This window comes from Streptomyces sp. NPDC050161 (genome assembly GCF_044460025.1).
Taxonomy (GTDB): Bacteria; Actinomycetota; Actinomycetes; order Streptomycetales; family Streptomycetaceae; genus Streptomyces.
In genome coordinates this window covers 135853-158057 of the sequence record NZ_JBITJM010000009.1, presented here as the reverse complement: position 1 = coordinate 158057, position 22205 = coordinate 135853, and the positions used below count along the sequence as shown (strand labels likewise).

Genomic DNA, 22205 nt, shown 5'->3' with positions numbered 1-22205 from the left:
TTTCATCGATCCGTCGGGGGGCCGTGTGGAGGCAGGCATGAGGCAGCGCAGGAAGCAGCAGACGCGTCGGCGGTCGGGCGGACAGCCGAACCGGCCGGAGCGGAAGACAAGGGAACGGGGCGCCGGGAAGCGGCGGGACGAACGGGCCAGGGACCGGTCGTCGCCCGAGCCGGTGGCCGCCGAGGCCGTCGACGCGCTCGCCGCCGACGACACCGAGGAGCTGCCGCTGGTGACCGCCCGGGAGGAGGCGCCGGAGGCCGGGCCCGTACCGCCCTTGCCTGGTGAGGGGGCCGTTGCCGCGTTCGACGCGCTCTACGACCGGCACGCGGCCGGGCTGATCCGGCAGGCGTATCTCCTCACCGGGCGGCCACGGCGCGCCCAGGAGGCGGTGGAGCGGGCGTTCCAGCTGGCCTGGCAGCGGTGGCCCGAGGTGGCGGTGGACCGGGATCCGGCCGGCTGGGTGCGGGCCGCCGCGTACGAGTACGCGCTGTCGCCGTGGCACCGGATGCGCCCCTGGGGGCGGGCGGCCGACAAGCCGTCGCCGAAGGCGCCCGCGCCGCCGCCCGCGGGGCCCGGCGAGCGTGCGCTGCTGAGTGCGTTGCTTGAGCTGCCCGCCGCGTACCGGCGCACGCTGCTGCTGCACGACGGCGTCGGGCTCGGCCTCTGCGAGACCGCGGCCGAGATCGAGGCGAGCACCCCGGCCACCGCGGGGCGGCTGACCCACGCGCGCGAGACGGTGGCCGGCCGGCTGCCCGAACTCGGGCTTGAGGGGGCATCGGTGGCGCGGCAGGGCGAGATCCTGCACGAGCGGCTGGCGGTGCTGGCCGCCGCGCAGCCGGTGGCGCCTTCGGCCGCGGCTGCGGTCCGCGGCGGCAGCGAGCGCAGCGCCCGGCGGATCACCAGGGGCGCGTTCGGGATGATCGCGCTGCTCGCGACGGCGACCGCGTTCGTGCTGCTCACCGCGCCGAACCGGGCCGTGCATCCGCCGGAGGTGACCGTGCCGGCGGCGCCCGCCACGTCTGCCGCGCCCGGAACCCGGGCGGACGGCGGGCGACCGGAAAACGGCGGCGAGCCGACGGGCGACAGCGCGGCCGACGGCGGTGACACAGGCCGTGACGCGTACGAGCCGGGGGCGGACGGCTATGGGGAGAACGGTGGTGACTACGAAGGGGAGGACGACTACGGCGACGGTGCCGATGACGGCAAGCCGCGGGTGGGCCCCGGGCCGCGGCCCCGCCCCGGTCCCGCCGCCGGGCACGGGGCCGTGTCCCCGGCCGCGCCGCCGACGGGGCACCCGGCAGGTCAGGGAGCCGGGAGCGGCCCGCCGCGGTGACATCTGCGGCAGGGGCGTGACGTGCGGCAGGCGGCGCCCGTCGCGTACGGCTCGGTTCGGTCATGCCGCGCAAACGGCCGCGGGCCCGCACCACTTGAGGGTGCGGGCCCGCGGCCGGGTGCGCCGGACGGGTCCGGTGCTGCCGTGCGGCTGCGATCAGCCGTTGAGGATCTCGCGCGCCAGAACGGCGGTCTCCGACGGGGTCTTGCCGACCTTGACGCCGGCGGCCTCCAGGGCCTCCTTCTTCGCCTGGGCGGTGCCGGAGGAGCCGGAGACGATGGCGCCTGCGTGGCCCATGGTCTTGCCCTCGGGCGCGGTGAAGCCCGCGACGTAGCCGACGACCGGCTTGGTGACGTTGGCCTTGATGAAGTCGGCCGCACGCTCCTCGGCGTCGCCGCCGATCTCGCCGATCATCACGATCAGGTCGGTGTCGGCGTCCGCCTCGAACGCCTTGAGGGCGTCGATGTGGGTGGTGCCGATGACCGGGTCGCCACCGATGCCGACGGCCGACGAGAAGCCGATGTCGCGCAGCTCGTACATCATCTGGTAGGTCAGCGTGCCGGACTTGGACACGAGACCGATGCGGCCGGGCTTGGTGATGTCGCCCGGGATGATGCCGGCGTTGGACTGGCCGGGGGTGATCAGGCCGGGGCAGTTCGGGCCGATGATCCGGGTCTTGTTGCCCTTCGAGCCCGCGTACGCCCAGAAGGCGGCGGAGTCGTGGACGGCGATGCCCTCGGTGATGACGACCGCGAGGCCGATCTCCGCGTCGATCGCCTCGACGACGGCGGCCTTCGCGAACTTCGGCGGCACGAAGATGACGGAGACGTCGGCGCCGGTCTGCTCCATCGCCTCGGCGACGGTGCCGAAGACGGGCACCTCGGTGCCGTCGAAGTCGACCTTCTCGCCGGCCTTGCGGGGGTTCACGCCGCCGACGATGTTGGTGCCGTCACCCAGCATGAGCTTGGTGTGCTTCATGCCGGTGGCGCCGGTCATCCCCTGGACGATGACCTTGCTGTCCTTGGTGAGGAAGATAGCCATGGTGTTGGAGTCCCTCGTCCTTACTTCGCAGCCGCGAGCTCGGCGGCCTTGTCGGCCGCGCCGTCCATGGTGTCCACGCGCTGCACCAGCGGGTGGTTGGCGTCGGAAAGGATCTTGCGACCCAGCTCCGCGTTGTTGCCGTCGAGGCGCACGACCAGCGGCTTGGTGACGTCCTCGCCCTTGGACTTGAGCAGCTCCAGGGCCTGGACGATGCCGTTGGCGACCTCGTCACAGGCGGTGATGCCGCCGAAGACGTTGACGAACACGGACTTGACGTCCGAGTCGCCGAGGATGATCTCCAGGCCGTTCGCCATGACCTCGGCGGAGGCGCCGCCACCGATGTCGAGGAAGTTGGCGGGCTTCACGTTGCCGTGGTTCTCACCGGCGTACGCGACGACGTCCAGGGTCGACATGACCAGACCGGCACCGTTACCGATGATGCCGACCTCGCCGTCGAGCTTGACGTAGTTGAGGCCCTTGGCCTTGGCGGCGGCCTCCAGCGGGTTGGCCGCGGCCTTGTCCTCCAGGGCCTCGTGCTCCGGCTGGCGGAAGTCGGCGTTCTCGTCGAGCGAGACCTTGCCGTCAAGCGCCAGGATGCGGCCGTCCTTGGTCTTCACCAGCGGGTTGACCTCGACGAGGAGGGCGTCCTCCGCGACGAAGGTGTCCCACAGGGTCACCATGGCCTCGGCGACACCCTCGGCCACGTCGGCCGGGAACTTCGCCTGGGCCACGATCTCGCGGGCCTTGGCGATGTCCACGCCGTCGACAGCGTTGACCGGGACCTTCGCGAGGGCCTCGGGGGTCTTCTCCGCGACCTCCTCGATGTCCATGCCGCCCTGCACCGAGGCCATGGCCAGGAAGGTGCGGTTGGTGCGGTCGAGGAGGTACGAGACGTAGTACTCCGCCTCGATCTCCGGGGACAGCTCGGCGATCATCACCTTGTGGACCGTGTGGCCCTTGATGTCCATGCCGAGAATGTCGGTCGCGCGGGCGACCGCCTCGTCGGGGGTGGCGGCCAGCTTGACGCCGCCGGCCTTGCCTCGGCCGCCGACCTTCACCTGGGCCTTGACGACAGACTTGCCGCCAAGACGCTCGGTCGCCTCGCGGGCTGCCTCAGGCGTGTCGATGACTTCACCGGCCAGCACCGGTACACCGTGCTTGGCGAAGAGGTCCCTCGCCTGGTACTCGAACAGGTCCACGCGCGTCCGTCCCTTGTCTTCTCAGAATCGCCGTAGTGATCGCGGGTCGTTCTCTGCGATGGGCGTGCCGCGAAGGGCAACGTGACGGCGCTGTCACAGGGGATGCGTACACGGTGACCGAATACGCGGCATGTCCGTCTCGCAGGTTATCGCCGTGGGACGTGCGGCCCTAAATCACAGATCACACTGTGGCGGTGATTACGGTCACAGATTCCATGGCCAAGGCGCCGTGCACCGGCGGATTCGTACGCGCCGGCGCCCGTCGTTGTGGAACGGCTCACGTCGCGCCACGGCCGGAATTCCTTCCCGTGGCCCAAGGCGGGGCGCGTTTCGGCGTCACCGCGCGTCACCCGGCGTACGGCCGGCGGTCACCCGCCGTACCCGCTCCCCCGCGCCCCGCGCGGCGGCTTTCACCGGTACGCACCCGCACGCCCCTTGTCGCGTGATTCCGCTTCGGAAGGCGGGGCACTTGTTGTGCGGAGGAGATGCGATGGCCCGTCACATTTCCCGCGCACACCCTGTCCTGAATGCTCTCTTGACCCTCAACTCCACCCGGCGGACACTGCGTTGAGCACTTACGCATCAGGAGTCACAAGCTTCGGGCTTGGTCCCGTGCAGGCCGGTCGGCAGACCGCCGGCACCGGGTGCAGACGGGGGAACTTGATGGGTGGCGGGGGGATGCGCGACCGCGGACAACGACGTGGGCGCGGGCTCTCCCGCACCCCGCCGCCCCTTCCCTCTTCCTCCCGCCACCCCTCCCGACTCTCTCGATTTCTTGGTGTCCTCACACTCGGTGCCTGAAGGGATTGGAGAGGGAATGCTGACCCAGCCGACACATACGACCTATCCCGGCGTCTATGTCGAAGAGCTTCCCAGCAGCATCCGCAGCATCACCACCGTCACCACGTCCGTGACCGCCTTCGTCGGCCACACCCGGCGCGGCCCGCTCAACCACCCGGTACGGATCACCAGCTTCGCCGACTTCGAGCGCCGCTTCGGCGGGCTGACCTCGCAGAGCCCGGTCGGCTACGCCGTCCACCAGTTCTTCGGCAACGGCGGCACCGTCGCGGTGATCGTCCGGGTCGCCAAGGCGCACACCGGCAGGGAAGCCTGCGTCACCCTGGAGTCCACCGAGGGCCACAGCCAGTGCCCGGTCCTGGAGGTGCACGCCAAGGAGCCAGGCGTCTGGGGCTCCGGCCTGCGGGTCGCCGTCGACTACGACACCCACCACCCGGACCACACCTTCAACCTTCAGATCCTGGACGCGCACGGCACCGCCCGTGAGGCGTTCTCCGGGCTGTCCATGGATCCCGGCCACGGCCGGTACGCCGAGACCGTCGTCAACGCCGGGTCCGCACTGGTCCGCGTCGCGGTCGTCGGCGAGGGCCGCCCCGACCCATCCGGCACCGTCTCCAAGGCGTTCCATCACGAACTCCCGGATCTCAACGTCGAGTTGACGGTGAAGATCGGCGAGGTGGAGCGCGAGTTCACGCTCTACGACCCGGACTGCGACGGACCGGCGCCGTGCAACGTCACCGAGCTGGCGCTGCTGCTCGAACACCAGCTGCGCGCGCTGCCCGACGCTCCCGGCAAGCACGCGTTCGCCGGGGCCGAGGTCATCGCGTTCGGGCGCCGCATCCAGGTCGTGGCCGGTTCGACCGACCCGGACGACGTGGTCAGGTTCGTCGGCGAGTGCGCCAACGACCTGGGCCTCGAAGCGTCCGTCAACCCGCCGGTCTTCCCGCTGTGCGGCGGCGAGGACGGTGAACTGCCGGGCCCGCGCGACCTCATCGGCAGCGAGGCGCGCAAGACCGGAATCCAGGCGCTGCGCGACGTCCACGACGTCAATCTGCTGGCACTGCCCGAGCTGGCGTCGTACGAGAGCACCGATGACATGGTCACGGTGCTGTCGGCGGCCGAGCGGCTCTGCCGGGAGCGGCGGATCTTCCTGCTGGTGGACGCGCCCGCCGCCTGGAGCAGCGTGGACGCGGCCCGCGCGGGTATCGCCGCCTTCACGCCGGTCCGCGGCAACCACTCCGGCCTGTACTTCCCGCACCTCCAGCTCACCGACCCGCTGACCGGCAGGCTGCGGTCCTTCCCGCCGTCGGGCGCGGTCGCCGGCGTCATCGCGCGGACGGACAGCGAGCGCGGGGTGTGGAAGGCACCGGCAGGCACCGAGGCGCGGCTCGCGGGCGTGCACTCGCTGACCGTCAAGCTCACCGACCGGGAGAACGGGCTGCTCAACCCGCTCGGCGTGAACGTGCTGCGCAGTTTCCCGATGGTCGGCCCGCTGATCTGGGGTGCCCGCACCCTGGAGGGCGCTGACGGTCTGGACAGCGAGTGGAAGTACGTCCCGGTGCGGCGGCTGGCGCTGCACGTCGAGGAGAGCCTGCTGCGCGGCCTGCAATGGGTGGTCTTCGAGCCGAACAACGAGCAGCTGTGGCAGCAGATCCGGCTCAACGCCTCCGCCTATCTGCACTCGCTCTTCGAGAAGGGCGCCTTCAAGGGCGGCACTCCGCGGCAGGCGTACTTCGTCAAGTGCGACAAGGACACCACGACCGACGAGGACATCGAGCGCGGCATCGTCAACGTCGTGGTCGGCATCGCGCCGGTCAAGCCCGCGGAGTTCGTGATCGTCAAGATCCAGCAGATGGCCGGTCAGTTCGACGTCTGACGTCCGGTGGGAGACGCGAGGGAAAGGGACGTAAGGAATCCGATGGCTGAGTTTCAGATCAACGCCCATCGCTTCGACCCGTACAAGAACTTCAAGTTCCTGGTCCTGTGGGACGGGCGTACGGTCGCGGGTGTCAGCAAGATCAGTCCGTTGAAGCGCACCACCGAGGTCGTCAAGCACCGGCACGGCGGCGACCCCAGCTCTCCGCGCAAGTCTCCTGGCCGCTCGGAGTTCGAGGGGATCACTCTGGAGCGCGGGGTCACCCACGACCCGGAGTTCGACCGCTGGGCCAACAAGGTCTGGCAGGTCGGCGCCGGTCTCGGATCCGAGGTGTCGCTGGCCGACTTCCGCAAGGACATCGTCATCCAGGTGCTCAACGAAGCCGGGCAGGTCGCCGTCTCGCACAAGATCTACCGGTCCTGGCCGAGCGAGTACCAGGTCCTGGGCGAGATGGACGCCAACGCCAACGCCGTCGCCATCCAGAGCCTGAAGCTGGAGTGCGAGGGCTGGGAGCGCGACTACGAGGTGCCCGAGCCGCAGGAACCGTCGTTCACGCATCCCGGCTGACCGCGGGGGCTGCCGGACGGGGGTGAGGGATGGCGCTGACGGGGCCGGCTGAGCTGCTGGCCACCTGGGAGGCGGGGCTCGACCGGGACGCGGCCGGGCGCGCCCTGCTGCTGCACCGGGCGGCCCGCCCGGAGACCGGCACCGACGCGCTGCTCGCGGTGCCGGTCGGTCGGCGCGCCGCCGACCTCTTCGGGTTGCGCCGGGCGCTGTTCGGCGAGCGGATGCAGGTGCGGGTGGAGTGCGGCGGGTGCGCCGAGGCGATGGAGTTTGACCTCGACGCGGGGCAGTTCGCCGCTCCGGCGGCGGGCACGGCGGCGGACGACGGGGTGCTGCGGGTGGCCGACGGCGGCTGGGTGGTCGACTTCCGGCTGCCGACCGTCGCCGACCTCGCCGCGGTCACCCGCGCGCTCGCCGACCCGGCCGCCGCGCTGGATCCGCCCGACGCCCAGCAGCTGCTGCTGGCCCGCTGCACGGTCTCGGCGACCCGGGACGGCGCGCCGCTGCCCGCCGACGAGCTGCCGGGCGCGCTGCCCGACAAGGTGCGGCGCCTGCTGGCCGAAGCGGCCGAACGCGCCGACCCGGCGGCCGAGATCACGCTCAGCATCGCCTGCCCCGAGTGCGGCGATGCCACCCCCGCCGAGCTGGACATCGCCGACCACCTGTGGACCGAGCTGGACGCCTGGGCCCGTGACGTGCTCCTCGACGTCCATCTGCTCGCCACCGCCTACGGCTGGAGCGAGCCGGAGATCCTCGCGCTCAGCCCGCAACGCCGCCGCTACTACCTGGAGTTGTGCGCTGATGCCTGAGCTGCCCGACTACTTCGACCGGCTGCTGGCCCGGCACGCAGCCGCGCCCGCCGCCGGGCCGCCCGGCCTGCCGGCGGACGCTCCGGGCCGTCCCGCCCGCGTGCGCCCGCGGCTCCCCGGGCCGTTCGAGCGCATCGAGTCGCTGGGCGGCGGGCGTGCCGACGAGGGTCCTGCGCCCGGCCTGCTCGCGCCGCCCGCCGCCGCGCCACGGCCGCCCGGCCGCGCGTTCACCCGCGTGGAGCGGGAGGTGCGGACCACGGAGCGGGAGACCGTGGTCCGGCCGGGTCCGGTGCCGCAGGACGTACCGGATGACGGCGGGGAGCGCGTACGGCCTTCAGCCGCGCCCCTGTTGCGGCCCGCCGCGCCGGTCACCGGGCGGGCCCGTCAGGACACCGCCGAGCCGGTGCGGCAGGTCCGGACGGTCGGGGCCACCCGGGACGACGACACCGCGGCCGGGCGTGCGTCCGTACGCCCGGCCGCGTCCGCACCGGCCGCCACCGCTCCGGTCCCGGCCGGTGTGGCGCGCCCGCGCGGCGACCTGGCGGCTGCGGTGCGCGGCGCCGCCGCCAGGCAGGGTGCGGGCCGCCGTGGCGGGCGCCCGGCTGAGCGCGTGGTGCACGTACAGATCGGCCGGCTCGAAGTCACCGCGGCGGGCGGCCAGGCACGCGGGGAGGCCGCAGCTCCGGCCCGTACGGCGCGGCGCGGGCCCGCGCTGAGCCTCACGGACTACCTCTCCCGCGACGAGAAGAGGAACTGACGCCATGAGCAACGCACTTGCCATCGCCACCGTCACCCAGGCCCTTGCGCTGCTGCTGGAGAACAATCTGCGGCCGGAGATCGACATGGCGGTATCGGTCGAGACCCGCAGGCCGCCGGCCGATCCGCCCACCGAGCCGACGATCACGGTCTTCCTCTACCAGGTCACCCCGAACGTCTCGCTCCGCAACAGCGACCTGCCGACCCGCGCGTCGGACGGCACGCTGCTCAAGCGCCCCGCGGCGCCGCTCGACCTGCACTTCCTGATCAGCGCGTTCGGCGAGGAGACCGAGCTGGTCGGGCAGCGGCTGCTGGGCACCGTCATCCGCACCCTGCACGAAATACCCGTACTGCCACGGGAGTTGATCGAGGAGGCGGCGCGGCGGCCGTATCTCGCGGGCAGCGACCTCGCCGACGCGATCCAGAAGGTCCGCTTCACGCCGACCCAGATGGACATCGACGAGACCTCGAAGCTCTGGGGCATGCTCCACCAGACCCCGTACGTCCTCTCGGTCTGCTATCAGGCGGCCCTGGTGCTGGTCGAAGGACGCGAGAAGCCGATTCCGGCGAAGCCGGTGGAGCGGCCGGATGTGCACGTCCACCCGTTCGGGTCGCCGGGGGCGCCGGAGCCTTCGGCCGTCGTGAGGGCGCCGGAGCGGGGTGCGCAGGTCGCCGGGGGCGCGGGGGCATCGGATCCGGCGGAAGGCGCGGCCGGTGCGGCGACGGCGCGCGGTTCCGGGGGCGACGAGGACAAGGCGGCGGGCCGTGCGAAGGCCGATGGCGCGGGCCAGGACGGCAAGCCCCGGGAAGACGCGGAGCGCGGCCGGGCCGCCGGGGCGTCCACGCGGGCGGCGCGGAAGGCAGCCGCGGGGGTCGGCGGCGCGGGCACCCGGGCGGCGAAGAAGCCGCCGGCGGGGCGGGCGCAGCGCAAGGCCGCCAAGTCGGCGCCCGGGTCGCCGCGTTCGGGTGCGGGTGACGCGGCGCCCTCCCCCGCCCGAGAGACCGACACCGGCACCGGCTCCGGCTCCGGCTCCGGCAAGGAGGGCTGACGCGGATGGCAGGTAAGGCCCGAGGAGACGGCGCGGACGGCGGCACCCCCACGGACGCCGCCGGGCCCGCGCCCGCGCCCGGCGGGGACCGGGACACCAGGCCCACCGGCTTGGCCGCCTCCCTGGCCGCGGTCCTGGCCCGCCTCGACATCCACGCCGCACGGACGAACGCCGGAGCCGAAGCGCGGACGGGCACCGGCACCGCTCCCGCCACCCCGTCGCCCCCGCCGCCTCCGCCCGCGCTCGAAGCCCTCGTCTCCTGCTTCGGCCTCAGCCCGTTCGAGCGGGACGTCGTGCTGCTCACCGCGGCGGCTGAGCTGGAGCCCACCACCGGCTCGCGGTGCGCAGCGGCGAGCGGCAGCCAGGACCGTACGCACCCCACCTTCGCGCTCGCCCTCGCGGCCCTCGCCGACCCGCACTGGAGCGCCCTGACGCCGGTGTCGCCACTGCGCCGCTGGCGCCTCGTCGAGATCGAGGACGAGACCCGCCTCACCTCGTCCCGCCTCCGTCTCGACGAGCGGATCCTGCACTTCCTGGTCGACTCCCCGTACCTGGACACCCGGCTGCACGGCATGCTGCGGCGGGCGCCCGTACCGGATGGCCAGCCGCCCTCGTACCTGCGGGCCGCGGCGCAGGTCGCGGCGGGGTGGGCGGGCGGCGGGCCGGAAGCGCCGCTGCGTGTGGAGCTGATCGGCGGTGACCAGCGCTCCCGTGCCGACATCGCCGCGCTCGGCGCCCGCGAGGCCGGTCTCGGTCTGTACGCGATGAGCGCGGAGGACGTGCCGACGGACCCGGTCGAGCGGGACCGGCTCTCCCGGCTGTGGCAGCGCGAGGCGATCCTGCTGCCCGCGGCGCTGCTGGTCGAGGTGGGCGAGCTGGACCGCGAACAGGCCGCGGCCACCGACGCGTTCATCGGCGCCGCCGCCGTTCCGCTGGTCGTCGCGGGCCCCGACCCGCGGCAGACCGGCCTGCCGCGCGGCCGTCGGGTGCTGGTGCCCAAGCTGGACGACGCGGAGCAGCTGGACATGTGGACGCACGCGTTCGCCGGTATCCCGCAGGTGGAGCAGGACCAACTCCGGGCGATGGTGGCCCAGTTCCAGCTGCCGCCGCACGTCGTGCGCACCGCCGCCGCGTCGGTGCGCCGCGATCTGCCCGGCGGTCCGGGCGGCGGCAGCGGCGACGCCACCGCGCTCGCCTGGCAGGCCGGTCTCACCGAGGCCAGGATCGGCCTGGACGAGCTGGGGCGCCGCATCGAGCCGCGGGCCGGGTGGGGCGATCTGGTGCTCGCCGAGCGGCAGTTGAAGATCCTCCAGGAGGTCGTGGCGCACGTACGGCAGCGCGGCACGGTCTACCAGGAGTGGGGCTTCGCGAAGGTGCTGCGCTACGGCCTCGGGGTGACCGCGCTCTTCGCGGGCGGCTCCGGCACCGGCAAGACCCTCGCGGCCGAGGTGATGGCCAGGGAGCTGGGCCTCGACCTCTTCATCATCGACCTCTCCCAGGTGGTCAGCAAATACATCGGCGAGACCGAGAAGAACCTGGGCCGGGTCTTCGACGCGGCCGAACGCGGCGGCGCGCTGCTCCTGTTCGACGAGGCGGACGCCCTGTTCGGCAAGCGCAGCGAGGTCAAGGACAGCCACGACAGGTACGCCAACCTGGAGGTCAGCTATCTGCTGATGCGGATGGAGGCGTACCGCGGTCTGGCCGTCCTCACCACCAACATGAAGAAGGCGCTGGACCAGGCGTTCATGCGCCGTATCCGGTTCGTCGTGGACTTCCCGTTCCCCGGCGAGAAGGAACGCGCCGAGATCTGGCGCCGGGTGCTGCCCGCGCAGGCCCCCACCAAGGGCATCGATCCGGCGCAGCTGGCCCGGCTGACCGTGGCCGGCGGTTCGATCCGCAACATCGCGCTGTCCGGCGCCTTCCTCGCCGCCGAGGAGGGCGACTCCCTCCAGATGCGGCACATGCTGGCCGCCGCGCGCACCGAATACCTGAAGCTGGAACGCTCCTTGACGCCGTCGGAGGTCCACGGATGGGTCTGATGGGTCCGAACGAGGTCACCGGGCGGCGGGTGCCCGCTCCCGCGCCCGCCGCTTCGCCCGCTCCGCGCCCGGCAGCGCCGGAGGGGCCGCCGCCCGCCGCCGTCCGCATCGACATCGGCGAACTGGCCCTGACCGGCTTCGGCACCGGACTGGACCCGGACCGCGTCTCGGCGTCCTTCACCCGCGAGCTGACCCGGCTGGTGCGGGAGCGCGGCGTACCGCTGGCGGCGGACGGCACGGGCGTGACGCTGGACTCCCTGGCGGGCCTGCCGCCGCTGCCCGCCACCACCTCGCCGGCCCGCCTGGGCGAGGCCCTGGCCCGCGCCGTGCACGCGGGTCTCACCGGGCGGGGTGAGGGCCGGTGAGCACGTCCCAGGCGTCGGCGCAGGAGGACCGGGCGGCGCGCGAGGAGAAGCGCCGCAAGCGCAAGGAGCGCGCGGGCAGGTCCCGGGCGCCCGAGCCGAAGGACATCGTCAGCGGGGCGGGTGCGCCGCTCGACCCGTCCGTACGGCGGGAGTTGGAGGAGACGCTCGGCCACGACTTCGGCCGGGTGCGCCTGCACACCGACCGGGACGCCGGGACGCTGACCGACATGCTGGGCGCCGACGCGGTCGCCGTCGGCCAGGACATCTTCTTCCGTGAGGGCACCTACCGCCCCGGCACGGCGGACGGCCAACGCCTCCTCGCCCACGAACTCCTGCACACCGTCCAGAACCCGCACGGCCTCGGCGCCCTGCGGGCCGGCCGCGACCTGGGCGCGGTGAGCCTCCCGCAGGAGTCGATCGAACGGGAGGCGGAGTCGGCGGCGCAGGCGTCGGTGGCGGGCGCGCTCCGCGACTCCGTACGCGCCGATGCGCCCGCCGCGGAGATCGAGGAGGGGCAGGCCACGCCGGGGTGGCTGCGGTACGCGACGGTGGACGCGGACCGTATGCGCGCCGAGCAGAGCGACCCGGCGACCGTCGTCGACCGGCTGGCGAGCGGGGTGCTGCGGTCGCTGCGGGGCGACCCCGCCGACGCGTCGGGCCGGGTCCGTACCCAGCTCTCGCGGATGACGCCCGACCTTCAGGAGTCCGTGCTCGACCGGCTCGAAGTGCGGCTGCTGTCACCGGAGTTCGACCGCCTGCTGGACCTGACCGACGAGGCGGCGCAGCGCGCGCCGCTCACCCTGGGCCCTTCGGACGTGCCCGCGCCGGTACCGGACGCCATCGACCTGATCGAGGACGAGCGGCGGACCGCGGCCGGCCGTGGCGAGCGGGAGAAGCAGGCCGGGGAGGCGCGGGACGCGGACGCCGCGGAGGAGAAGAAGGACGCCGAGGGCCGCGACGGCGCCCGCGAGCAGGAACAGAGCCGGGCGCAGCAGGACGCCGCGGCGGAGGACAAGGAGGCCGGCGAACGCAAGGCCACCGAGGACGACCGCGCCGAGGAGCGGGCGGGCGCCGAGAAGGAACAGCAGCAGGACGAGGAGAAGCAGGCCGGGGAACGCAAGGAAGCGGACCGGGCCGACGAGGAGAAGGCCCAGCGGGGCCAGGACGGCGAGGAACGCGCCAAGGAGGAACGCAAGGAGCAGCGCGAGCGCGAGGAGAAGGACCCGGAACAGGCCGACGCCCCGGGCGCCGACAAGCGCAAGCGCAAGGACGACGAGAAGAAACCGGCCGACGGCTCGAAGCAGGAAGAGCTGGAAAAGAAGAAGAAGGAACAGCCGGGTCCGGTACGGCCGGAGAAGGTGGACGAGCGGGCCGAGCAGCGCGACAGCGCGCTGTCCGAGCACGGGCTGAACGAGAAGGACGAGGACGAGGGCGACCCGCGCGATGAGGAGCGGCCCATCGGCCTGGAGGCGGGAGCGGACCGGGAGGTCGACGGGGGCCAGGAGGAGCAGCGGGCCGGCGGCTCGGGCAAGGGCGAGGCGGAGCTGAAGCCCGAGGACTTCGTACCGGATTCCGACCCCGACCTGTCGTCCGTGCCGACCGCCGACACGCTGCGGCCCGGCGCGGCTGCCCCCGCCCCGCCGTCCTTCCCCGCTCCCCCGCCGACCAAGGCGGAGCAGGTCCAGAAGGAGCGGGAGAACGAGGCCGACGAGGAGGAGGACGAGGACGCGCCGGAGGCCGAGGCCAAGGCTCCGGGCGAGGAGCGGGGCCCGGTCGAGGGCGAGGCGCCGCAGCCCGAGCACGGTCCCGCGTCGGACGCCCCCGATCGCAGCGAGAAGGACCTCCAGCCGGAGAAGCCGGTGGAGCAGGAGGTCGGCCCCGATCCGGAAACCGATGAGCAGCGGGATCCGGAGCAGGAGGCCGAGCAGAAGAAGGACCCCGAGCAGCAGCAGGACCACGACGAGGACGGCGCGAAGCAGGCCGGGCAGGACGCGGCCGACAAGGACGCGGAACGCGACGCGGACACGGGCGACGGCGGCGACGCGCCGGACGCCCAGGAGACCCAGGACGAGCAGCAGGACAAGAAGGACCAGGACGCGCAGGAGGAGAAGCGGGAGGCCAAGGGGCAGCCGGAGGGCGCGGCGGCGGACAAGCCGGCCGGCGCGGCGGGCCCGGGTGCGGCGGGCGGCGGCCCCGGGCCTTCGGCGCCTTCGCCGGCGCCGCCGGCCGGTGCGCACACGGAACGTACGGCGGTCGAGGACCGGCATCCGTCGCCCGCGGCACGGCGCGGCGCGGCGCCGGCCCGCGGTGAGAACGAGGCGCCGGCGGCGAAGAGCGCGGTGCCGAAGGAAGCCGGTCCCGGTGCGGCGCCCAGTGGTCCCGTCGGCGCGGCGGAGCCCGGCAGTGCGCCGAAGGCGGCGGCCGGTCCCGGCGGGGCGCCGTCCGTCGCGCAGGCGGCGGTGAGCCCGGTGGGTGAACAGGCCGAGAACCCGGGGAAGATGGGCGCGCCCGCGCCGGAGGGCGCCAAGGCGCAGCCGGACGCGTCGCTGGAGAAGGACGGTGGCGGCTGCGCGCCGCCCGCTCCGGCGCCGGAGAAGGAGGAGGGCGGCGGCGCGTGCGGCGGGGGCGGCGGGCAGGCTCCCAAGGAGAAGAAGCAGGAGGAGCCGCCGGACGTCTCCGGTCAGGATCCCAAGGCCGCGCTCGGTACCGTCAGCAAGCTCTCGCCCGATCAGGCGCAGGCCGCGCTGCCGGGGGTCGACGGGGCGGCGGACCGGAAGGTCGGCGAGGAGCAGAAGCGTCTGGCGGCCAACCCGCCGAAGCGGGAGCGGCCTTCGGGTGCGCCGCAGACCCAGTCGGGGGCGCCGCAGGCCGAGGCGCCCGAGTCGCCGGTGACGGGGAAGCTGGAGAAGGTCGGCCCGCCGGAGCAGGGCAAGAAGCAGGAGGCCAAGGGCAGCGACAAGGCCGAGGGCGCCAAGCCGACCGACAACGTCCAGCAGCCGAAGGTCACTCCGGGCAAGGACGGCAAGCTGACCGAGAGCGACGCCAAGAGCGTCGAGGCGGCGGCTGACCAGGTGCCGACCACCGACCCTGAGCTGCGCAACAAGACGGTCGGTCCCGCACCCAAGATCAAGCTGGAGGGTGAGAGCGACCCGCAGCGTACGGACAAGCAGGCGGAGAAGCTCAAGGAGAAGCAGGGCACGATCCAGGACACCGGCCGGGCGGACGCGTCCAAGCCGATGGGCGAGGACAAGATCTTCCCGGACGCGCCCAAGGAGGAGCTGCGGGGGAAGGCGGCGGGGCGCGCGGGCGGCGGCGGGCAGCGGTCGGGCGGCGGCTCCGCGAAGCAGCACGAGGGGATCGTCGCCAAGCAGGAGCGCGGCGGTGAGATCCAGGGTGCGGCGGGCCAGTCGCAGACCGAACTGGCGGCCAAGGAGAAGCAGCACCAGCAGGGCGAGCAGAAGGCTCAGCAGGAGAAGCAGCAGGAGATCGACGGCGAGGTCGCCCGCAACACCGAGCAGCAGACGGCGGAACGCGGCCGGGCGGCCGAGCAGGCGGGCAAGGAGCGCCAGAGCTGGCGCGACGAGCAGGACAAGAAGATCGAGCAGGCCGACAAGGACACCGAGAAGGAGCACAAGGGCGGCAACGAGAAGATCACCAAGGAGCGGGACGGCAAGGACAAGGAGGTCGAGGGCCGCAAGGACACCGACAACAAGGACATCGACCACCAGGCCGATCAGGCGGAGAAGGACGCCAAGAAGAAGAAGGACGAGAAGAAGAACGAGTCGGGCGGCCTCTTCGGCAAGATCCTCGACGCGGTCGGCGACTTCTTCAAGGGCCTGCTGGACGCCGTCACGAAGATCTTCGACGCGGCCCGCAACGCGATCAACAGCGTGATCGACAAGTTCAAGGAGTTCGCGAACAAGGCGATCGACGCGGTGCGGGACTTCGCCATCAAGGCGATCAATGTCCTGGCCGACGCCCTCATCGCCATCGGTGACGTCCTGCTGGCGGCCTTCCCCGAACTGCGCGACAAGTTCCGCAAGGCCATCGAGGGCCTGCGCGACGCGGCCATCGCCACCGTCAACAAGCTCGCCGACGGCCTGAAGAAGGCCGTCAACACCCTCCTCGACGCGCTGGCCGCCGGCCTCAACAAGCTCCTCGACGTCCTCGAAGCGGGCATCAAGGCCGCCATCAAGATCTACGCCGAGGCGATCAAGGCGGCGCTCAAGTTCGCGCAGGCCGCGATCGAGGCGCTGGGCAAGTTCGCGGCGCTCGTCGCCGACATCGCGCCGGACCCGGGCGGCTGGCTGAAGAAGGCGGGCAGCGCCGCCAAGACCGGTATCCAGGAACACCTCTGGGGCGCCATCAAGTCGGCGGTCAAGCAGTGGTTCGACACCAAGGTCGAGGGCATCCTCGGCCTCGGCAAGGCCGTCATCAGCGTCCTCGTCAAGGGCTGCATGTCCTTGAAGCAGATCGGCAAGATGGCGTGGGACGCGATCGTCGCCTCGCTGCCGATGATGATCGCGTCGCTGGTCGTCGAGAAGGTCGTCTCGATGATCGTGCCCGCAGCGGGCGCCATCCTGACGATCATCCAGGGCCTGATGGCCGCCTGGGACACCGTCAGCTCCATCCTGACGGCCTTCGGCAAGTTCTTCGCCTTCCTCAAGGCGGTCAAGGCGGGCCCCGCCGCCTGCCTCTTCGCCGAAGCGGTCGCCGCGGGAGTCGTGGCCCTGCTGGACTTCATCACCAACTTCCTCCTCCAGCGCCTGGGCCGCGCCACCAAGGGTGTCGGCAAACGCCTCAAGGCCATGGCCCAGAAGATCACCGCCGGCCTCAAGAAGACCGGCAAGGGCGCCCGCAAGGCCGCGGGCAAGGCCGTCAACGCCGCCAAGGGCGCCGCCCGCAAGGCCACCCAGGCCCTCCGCAAACCCCCCCGCCCCACCAAGCCCAAGGGCCCCCGCGTCCCCTCCCGCCCCGGCGCCACCACCGACCGCACCCCAGGCTCCACCCACCCCAAACACCAGCCGAAAACCGAGCCCCCGTCCCGCCCGACGAGCAAGACCCCCGACCCGTCCAAGAAGAAGCACGAGGACGAGGCAGACGCCAAGAAGACCCGCGACGAGGCCACTTCACCCAACAGGCACCCGGATCGGGACGGGGCGGACCTCAAGAAGGACAAGTCCTCGGATGCAGGTGGCAAGGACCGCACCAAGGACAAGGACGGGCCGGACCTCAAGAAGGACAAGAAGCCGGACAAGCCGTCCAAGAAGAAGGAAACCGAAGCCCCCAAGCGCACCAAGCCCCGCAAGCCCAAGTCCCCCCTGGGCCGCGCCTTGAAGAAGGTCAAGGGCAAGGTCAAGTCCGCCCTCAAGAAGGTCCGCAACGCCGGCAAGGCCCTGGGCAAGAAGCTCCGCAAGTCCAAGGTCGGCAAGGCCCTCAAGAACACCGCGAAGAAGACCCGCGACTTCTTCAAGAAGAAGCGGGATCAGTTCCGCGACAACAAGAAGCGTAAGCAGGAACAGAAGAAGCAGAAGAGCGAGGGCAGGAAGAAGAAGGAAGACTCACGGGACTCCAAGGAGCTGCGGCTCCAGAAGATTGTTTCTCGTATCCAGCCAAAGCTCGACGGCCTTCTACAACGTGGCGTCCCCCGACCGGTTCTTCAAGCGCTACTGAGCGCGATGCGTACGTGGTACCGGCTGACAGGACTGCAAACTGTCGGCTCATCCCTCTTCGACATCATCGCCGCCCTGAACCCGAGCAAGAAATCGAACTCGGGAAAGTGGAAGGAGGAGTACGGAGGCGAAGGGCGGCGCAAGCAGATCGACCCCAAGACGAACGAGGAGGGGAACAGGTACGGCGCGGAACAACTGGCGCCGGTCACGTACGAGAGACTGCCGGCCGAGGTCCAGGCTTCCCTCAAGGACTACACGCACTCCTCATGGCCTTACAACCAGATCGCCCGGGGAACTCCGGCAGAGGAAATGCTGCAAGGTGTCGCACAGCCCCTCCAGGGACTCTTCGGTGGGCGCGACCCGAACCTATACGAAACCTACAACGTGTCCCGTGCCGACCTGAACTACGATCAGCAGGAATTGATCGACGCCATCCACAATGACCCTTATCCGCAGAAGAAACTGATCGAGGTCCTCAAAGGTGGCCACAGGGCTGAAGGTTATCGAAACCTTGAGGCTAGATTCGGCGGAAAATTCCCCACAGCTGACGACATCCGCGAGCGCATGCGGCAGATCGACCAAGGAACGAGCAGCCACCGGCTCCCCCACGGGGTGACAGTCCACCGGTCGCTGCAGGACATCAGCTTCCTGCCCGGATTCCGTGGCACCCCGCAAAGCTTGCGTGGTACCACGCAAGTGGAGAGGGGATACATGTCTGGTTCGCTGGGCAAAGAGCCCGCTTACCCTGACACCGACCACATGACAGAGGACCAGATTCGACAGATGTACCGCTACCGGTTGCACCTCGACGTACCGGCCGGTTCCAAGGCCGTATGGATGGGCGTGAAGAGCGATTTCCCGAAACAGCGAGAACTGATCCAGCCACGCAATACCAAATACCGCATTATGCGAGTAAAAGGTCCCGACAGGCCGGGCCCCTCCGGAGTGTGGGATATTTACGCCAAGGTGATTCTCCAATGACAGAAAGTCAGACATGAGCACAAGTTATCTTCCAGTGACGTTGAATGGCGAAGCCATTGGATTCCTTTCGCTGACACAAGGAGACAGTGAAGCCTATTTCCTGCGACGCATGGCGTCCGATCAGGACACTCTGCTGGCAGCGGCGCGTTGGGCCATGAGGATGGAGCGAGCCCGAGCCGAGGGAAAAACACCGATCCAGGCGATGAGGCAGTGGATCGGCGCTCCAGAAGACCCCGAGGCTGGAGGGATCCCGGAAGGCTCCGAGTTGCTTTCTGCGGATAACGAAGACGCTCTACAGGAGATCGTGAACCCCGATTACATCAATCCTGCTTCCGACGCAAAGCGACCGGAAAACGTAAGAGACCAGGACACGCTTTCTCCGCTCACCCTGGAGAATACCGGGTACTCATTCCTCACGGAATCGACGGTTCGGTATCTCCCGGTAACTCTGGACGGGGCGATTCTGGGGTACCTCTGGGCATCCGAAGTAGATGATGCTGCGGACTACGAGCCACGTGCCGCAGCCGCACCCGCCGGACTCGACGCAGGACTCGTGTGGGGGCCACGCCTCATGCAGGCATGGCAAGAGGGGCTGACTCCGTTGCAGGCGCTTCGCCGCTGGAAGGGCGAAGCGGAACACCCGGAAGCCGGCGGCATCACAGCCGATGCGGAAGAGCGCGTGGCGCCCACTGCCGAGGCACTGGAAGAACTCGCCCGCCAGCCGAATGAGGAGTCACAGAACGCGGCTCACCCAACTGAACACCCGAAGTGACACGTCGTCCTGCCCGAACGGAAAAAGGGGCGGCTCGTGACATCAGCGGCATCGAATTGAGGGAGTGAGAAATGACCACCTACGCCGACATCCCCAAACCCATCCGCTCCGGCATAGTCATCGTCGACCCCGAGCGCGGTACCCCCCAGCGGATCATCGTGCTGCAGTTCAACCCCGACACCTTGGAACGGTCGATCGCGCCGCAATCAGCCGGGGGTGAAGGGGACAGCGGCGGAGGGGGCAGTGGAGGTGGGGACCGGAACGAGGCGCTCCGGCTCAAGGGGCCCGCGGAGGAGAGTTGGAAGTTCACCGCCGAGATCGACTCCACCGACCAGCTCGACGTAGCCGCCCCCGACGGAATCCACCCCCAGCTCGCCACCCTCGAAATGCTGGTGCAGCCGACCGTCGCGCAGCTGCGGGCCGCCTCGCATCTCAGTAAGAAGGGGGCTATCGAAATCAGCCCCATCGAGATGCCGTTGACGTTGTTCACCTGGGGGAGTAAGCGGGTGATGCCGGTTCGGCTGACCGAGCTTTCCGTCAATGAGTCGGCGTTTGATGTGAATCTGAATCCTATGCGGGCTTCGCTCAGTATCGGGATGAAGGTGTTGACCGTGAGCGATCTGCCGGCGGGGCACAAGGGGGCGGAGTTGTATCTCGCGCATCTGGCGCAGAAGGAGCGGCTGGCCGGGATGGCCCGGGGCGGGAGTCTGGGGCAGTTGGGGTTGCGCGGGAGTGATATCGGGATGGGGAGTGTGTAGCCGGTATGGGTGGGATCGAGCCGTATGAGAGTGCGTTGGATGCCATTCCGGGGGCGCATCCGTATCCGCGGAGTAGTCGGTATCACGATGCGGAGGTCGGGGTGTATCGGGGGGATGACGGGGTTGAAGTGCGGTATGTGAAGCGGCGGTTGTTGCCGCCGTTGCCTCGGGAGGACGGGGGGCAAGGCGAGGGGGATGTCGCGCCGCATGTCGTGCGTAGTGGTGAGCGGGCCGATCAGCTCGGGCAGCGGTATTTCGGGGATCCGGGGCAGTGGTGGCGGATCGCGGATGCCAATCCGGTGATGGATCCGCGGGAGTTGACGGAGGAGCCGGGGCGGGAGATCGGGATTCCGTTGCCGGGTGGTGGGTTCGGGCATGGCTGATGAGGCGGTGGGGCGGGGGCCGATTCATCTCACGCTGTACATGGGGCCGAAGCTGGCCAGGCCGGTGCCTGCGGGGGTGACCGAGGCGCTGTTGTCGGCGCAGATCACGAGTACGGCGGGTGAACGGAGCGGGTTTCAGATCGCGTTCGATCTGACGAAGCGGGGTGTGATCACGGAGCGGCTGCTGCCCGAGGGGTTCTTCGATCCGAAGACCAGGGTGGTGGTGACGGCGAGTGTGAAGGGCACGCCGATCGTGCTGCTGGACGGGCTGATCGTGCGGCAGGAGGTGGGCGCGAGTAATCAGCCTGGGCAGACGACGTTGACGGTGACGGGGGAGGATCTGTCGCTGTTGATGGATTTGGAGGAGCGGACGGATCGGTATCCGAACCTTGCGCCTTCGCAGCGGGTGGAGCGGATTCTGGGGAAGTACGCGGATTACGGGATCGACACCAGGATCATCCGGGAGCAGATTCATCAGCCGCCGCGTGAGCAGTGGCGGGTGGATTACCAGACGGGGACGGATCTGCAGTATCTCAACGAGCTTGCGGCGGCGAATGGTTACACGTTTTATCTGGATCCGGGGCCCGTTCCTGGGCGGTCTACCGCGTTCTGGGGGCCCGAGCAGCGGCTGGGGCAGCGGCAGCACGCGCTGAATGTGAATATGGACGTCAACTCGACGGTGGATCAGTTGACTTTCGCGTACGACGGTACGGCGCGCGAGGAGCCGCAGGCGCGGGTGCAGGATCCGCGGACGCGTGATGCGCGGTTGCTGGCGCAGCCCGATATCAGCCCGCTGCGGCCGGCGTTGGGGCGTCGTGCCTCGCCGGCGCTGAAGCGCAAGACGTTGTCGGGTACGGCGAAGAAGGATCTCGGGCAGGCCGAGGCGGAGGCGCTGGGGCGGGCGGCGACGTCCGCCGATGCGATTTCCGGGTCCGGGCAGTTGGATGTGAACCGGCACGGATATCTGTTGCGGCCACGGGAGTTGGTGGGGGTCCGGGGTGCAGGAGTGACGTATGACGGTGACTATTACGTGAAGAGCGTGACGCACAACCTCAGGCCGGGCTCGTATCAGCAGAACTTCACGTTGTCGAGGGAGGGGCTGGTGGCGCGGAGCGGCACCGTACGCCCGTAGCAGACCGAAAGCCCGAACCGATCCACCGAAAAAGCCACAACTGGCCCCAACTGCCATACGACCAGGAGCGTTTCGCATGGCCGCAGCATCGAACAACCGGTTCCTCGGCAAGTTCCGGGGCCGCGTGACGGCGAACGACGATCCGATGGGGATCGGCCGTCTGATGGTCCAGGTCCCGGATGTGCTGGGCGATACGCCCTCGACCTGGGCCATGCCCTGCTTTCCTTTCACCGGGGAGCAGCAGTTTCCCGCCGGGCAGTACGTGGTGCCGTCGGTCGGTGCCGGTGTCTGGGTGGAGTTCGAGCAGGGTGACCCCAGTTTCCCGGTGTGGACGGGGTGTTGGTACGGCTCGCGGGCCGAGCTGCCGGAGGACGCGCGGACCGATCCGGCGACCTCGCACCCGGTGGTGATCCAGACGCCGAAGAAACACAAAATCGTGATGAGCGACGTGCCGGCGAACGGCATTCTGCTGGAGGCACCCGGCGGGGCGTACGTGAAGATCGATGCGGCGGGTGTGCACATCAACAACGGGCACGGCGCCTCGATTTCGCTGGTCGGCGATCAAGTCGACATCAATGAGGGCCGGTTGACCATTCCGAAGAAGCGCTGAGAGCGCCGGTGCGGCCGGTGTTCGCGAGAGAAGCGGAGTACGACGTGTTGTCCATGTCCGGGGGCCTC

General features: G+C 70.5%; 16 protein-coding genes. 14 read left to right on the top strand and 2 right to left on the bottom strand.

Going from position 1 to position 22205, the window contains the following annotated elements; translation table 11 throughout:
- Positions 1-37: 37 nt before the first annotated feature.
- Positions 38-1333 (top strand): RNA polymerase sigma factor, encoded by a 1296-nt coding sequence (locus tag ACIBK8_RS17545; protein ID WP_399042724.1) that lies wholly within the window; start codon positions 38-40, stop codon positions 1331-1333.
- 156 nt (positions 1334-1489) lie between these two features.
- Here the strand turns inward: ACIBK8_RS17545 and sucD are convergent, their stop codons facing one another.
- Both sucD and sucC read right to left on the bottom strand, forming a co-directional pair.
- Positions 1490-2374 carry a succinate--CoA ligase subunit alpha gene (gene sucD / locus ACIBK8_RS17540; RefSeq protein ID WP_393687408.1) on the bottom strand — a complete coding sequence of 295 codons (885 nt, stop codon included), beginning with the start codon at positions 2372-2374 and terminating at the stop codon, positions 1490-1492.
- Between the two features lie 20 nt (positions 2375-2394).
- Positions 2395-3573 carry an ADP-forming succinate--CoA ligase subunit beta gene (gene sucC / locus ACIBK8_RS17535; protein ID WP_399042723.1) on the bottom strand — a complete coding sequence of 393 codons (1179 nt, stop codon included), beginning with the start codon at positions 3571-3573 and terminating at the stop codon, positions 2395-2397.
- Between the two features lie 817 nt (positions 3574-4390).
- Here sucC and ACIBK8_RS17530 point away from each other — a divergent pair.
- The 13 genes from ACIBK8_RS17530 (at position 4391) to ACIBK8_RS17470 (ending at position 22137) form a co-directional block, all read left to right on the top strand.
- Positions 4391-6247, top strand: coding sequence for a phage tail sheath family protein (locus tag ACIBK8_RS17530; protein ID WP_399042722.1), 1857 nt, complete (start codon positions 4391-4393; stop codon positions 6245-6247).
- Positions 6248-6289: 42 nt separating this feature from the next.
- A complete protein-coding gene (locus ACIBK8_RS17525; protein ID WP_399042721.1) occupies positions 6290-6814 on the top strand; it encodes a phage tail protein in 525 nt (174 codons plus the stop codon).
- A 29-nt stretch (positions 6815-6843) separates the two neighbouring features.
- Positions 6844-7620 (top strand): hypothetical protein, encoded by a 777-nt coding sequence (locus ACIBK8_RS17520; RefSeq protein WP_399042720.1) that lies wholly within the window; start codon positions 6844-6846, stop codon positions 7618-7620.
- On the top strand, positions 7613-8377 hold the full coding sequence (locus tag ACIBK8_RS17515) for a hypothetical protein (protein WP_399042719.1): 765 nt from the start codon (positions 7613-7615) through the stop codon (positions 8375-8377). Before ACIBK8_RS17520 ends, ACIBK8_RS17515 begins: the two co-directional genes overlap by 8 nt.
- A 4-nt stretch (positions 8378-8381) precedes the next feature.
- Positions 8382-9425, top strand: coding sequence for a DUF4255 domain-containing protein (locus ACIBK8_RS17510; protein ID WP_399042718.1), 1044 nt, complete (start codon positions 8382-8384; stop codon positions 9423-9425).
- 5 nt (positions 9426-9430) lie between these two features.
- The gene (locus ACIBK8_RS17505; protein ID WP_399042717.1) at positions 9431-11464 is read left to right on the top strand and encodes an ATP-binding protein; all 2034 of its coding nucleotides are present in this window, start codon (positions 9431-9433) and stop codon (positions 11462-11464) included.
- The gene (locus ACIBK8_RS17500; protein ID WP_399042716.1) at positions 11464-11829 is read left to right on the top strand and encodes a hypothetical protein; all 366 of its coding nucleotides are present in this window, start codon (positions 11464-11466) and stop codon (positions 11827-11829) included. Before ACIBK8_RS17505 ends, ACIBK8_RS17500 begins: the two co-directional genes overlap by 1 nt.
- The gene (locus ACIBK8_RS17495; protein ID WP_399042715.1) at positions 11826-18482 is read left to right on the top strand and encodes a DUF4157 domain-containing protein; all 6657 of its coding nucleotides are present in this window, start codon (positions 11826-11828) and stop codon (positions 18480-18482) included. The genes ACIBK8_RS17500 and ACIBK8_RS17495 overlap by 4 nt, the downstream gene beginning before the upstream one ends.
- A 13-nt stretch (positions 18483-18495) precedes the next feature.
- The gene (locus tag ACIBK8_RS17490) at positions 18496-19254 is read left to right on the top strand and encodes a hypothetical protein (RefSeq protein ID WP_399042714.1); all 759 of its coding nucleotides are present in this window, start codon (positions 18496-18498) and stop codon (positions 19252-19254) included.
- 71 nt (positions 19255-19325) lie between these two features.
- Positions 19326-20012: a hypothetical protein gene (locus tag ACIBK8_RS17485; RefSeq protein ID WP_399042712.1), complete on the top strand. Its 687-nt coding sequence runs from the start codon at positions 19326-19328 to the stop codon at positions 20010-20012.
- Between the two features lie 5 nt (positions 20013-20017).
- A complete protein-coding gene (locus tag ACIBK8_RS17480; protein WP_399042711.1) occupies positions 20018-20395 on the top strand; it encodes a hypothetical protein in 378 nt (125 codons plus the stop codon).
- Positions 20388-21527: a hypothetical protein gene (locus ACIBK8_RS17475; protein WP_399042710.1), complete on the top strand. Its 1140-nt coding sequence runs from the start codon at positions 20388-20390 to the stop codon at positions 21525-21527. The genes ACIBK8_RS17480 and ACIBK8_RS17475 overlap by 8 nt, the downstream gene beginning before the upstream one ends.
- A gap of 76 nt (positions 21528-21603) precedes the next feature.
- A complete protein-coding gene (locus ACIBK8_RS17470; protein ID WP_399042709.1) occupies positions 21604-22137 on the top strand; it encodes a phage baseplate assembly protein V in 534 nt (177 codons plus the stop codon).
- The last annotated feature ends 68 nt before the right edge of the window (positions 22138-22205 follow it).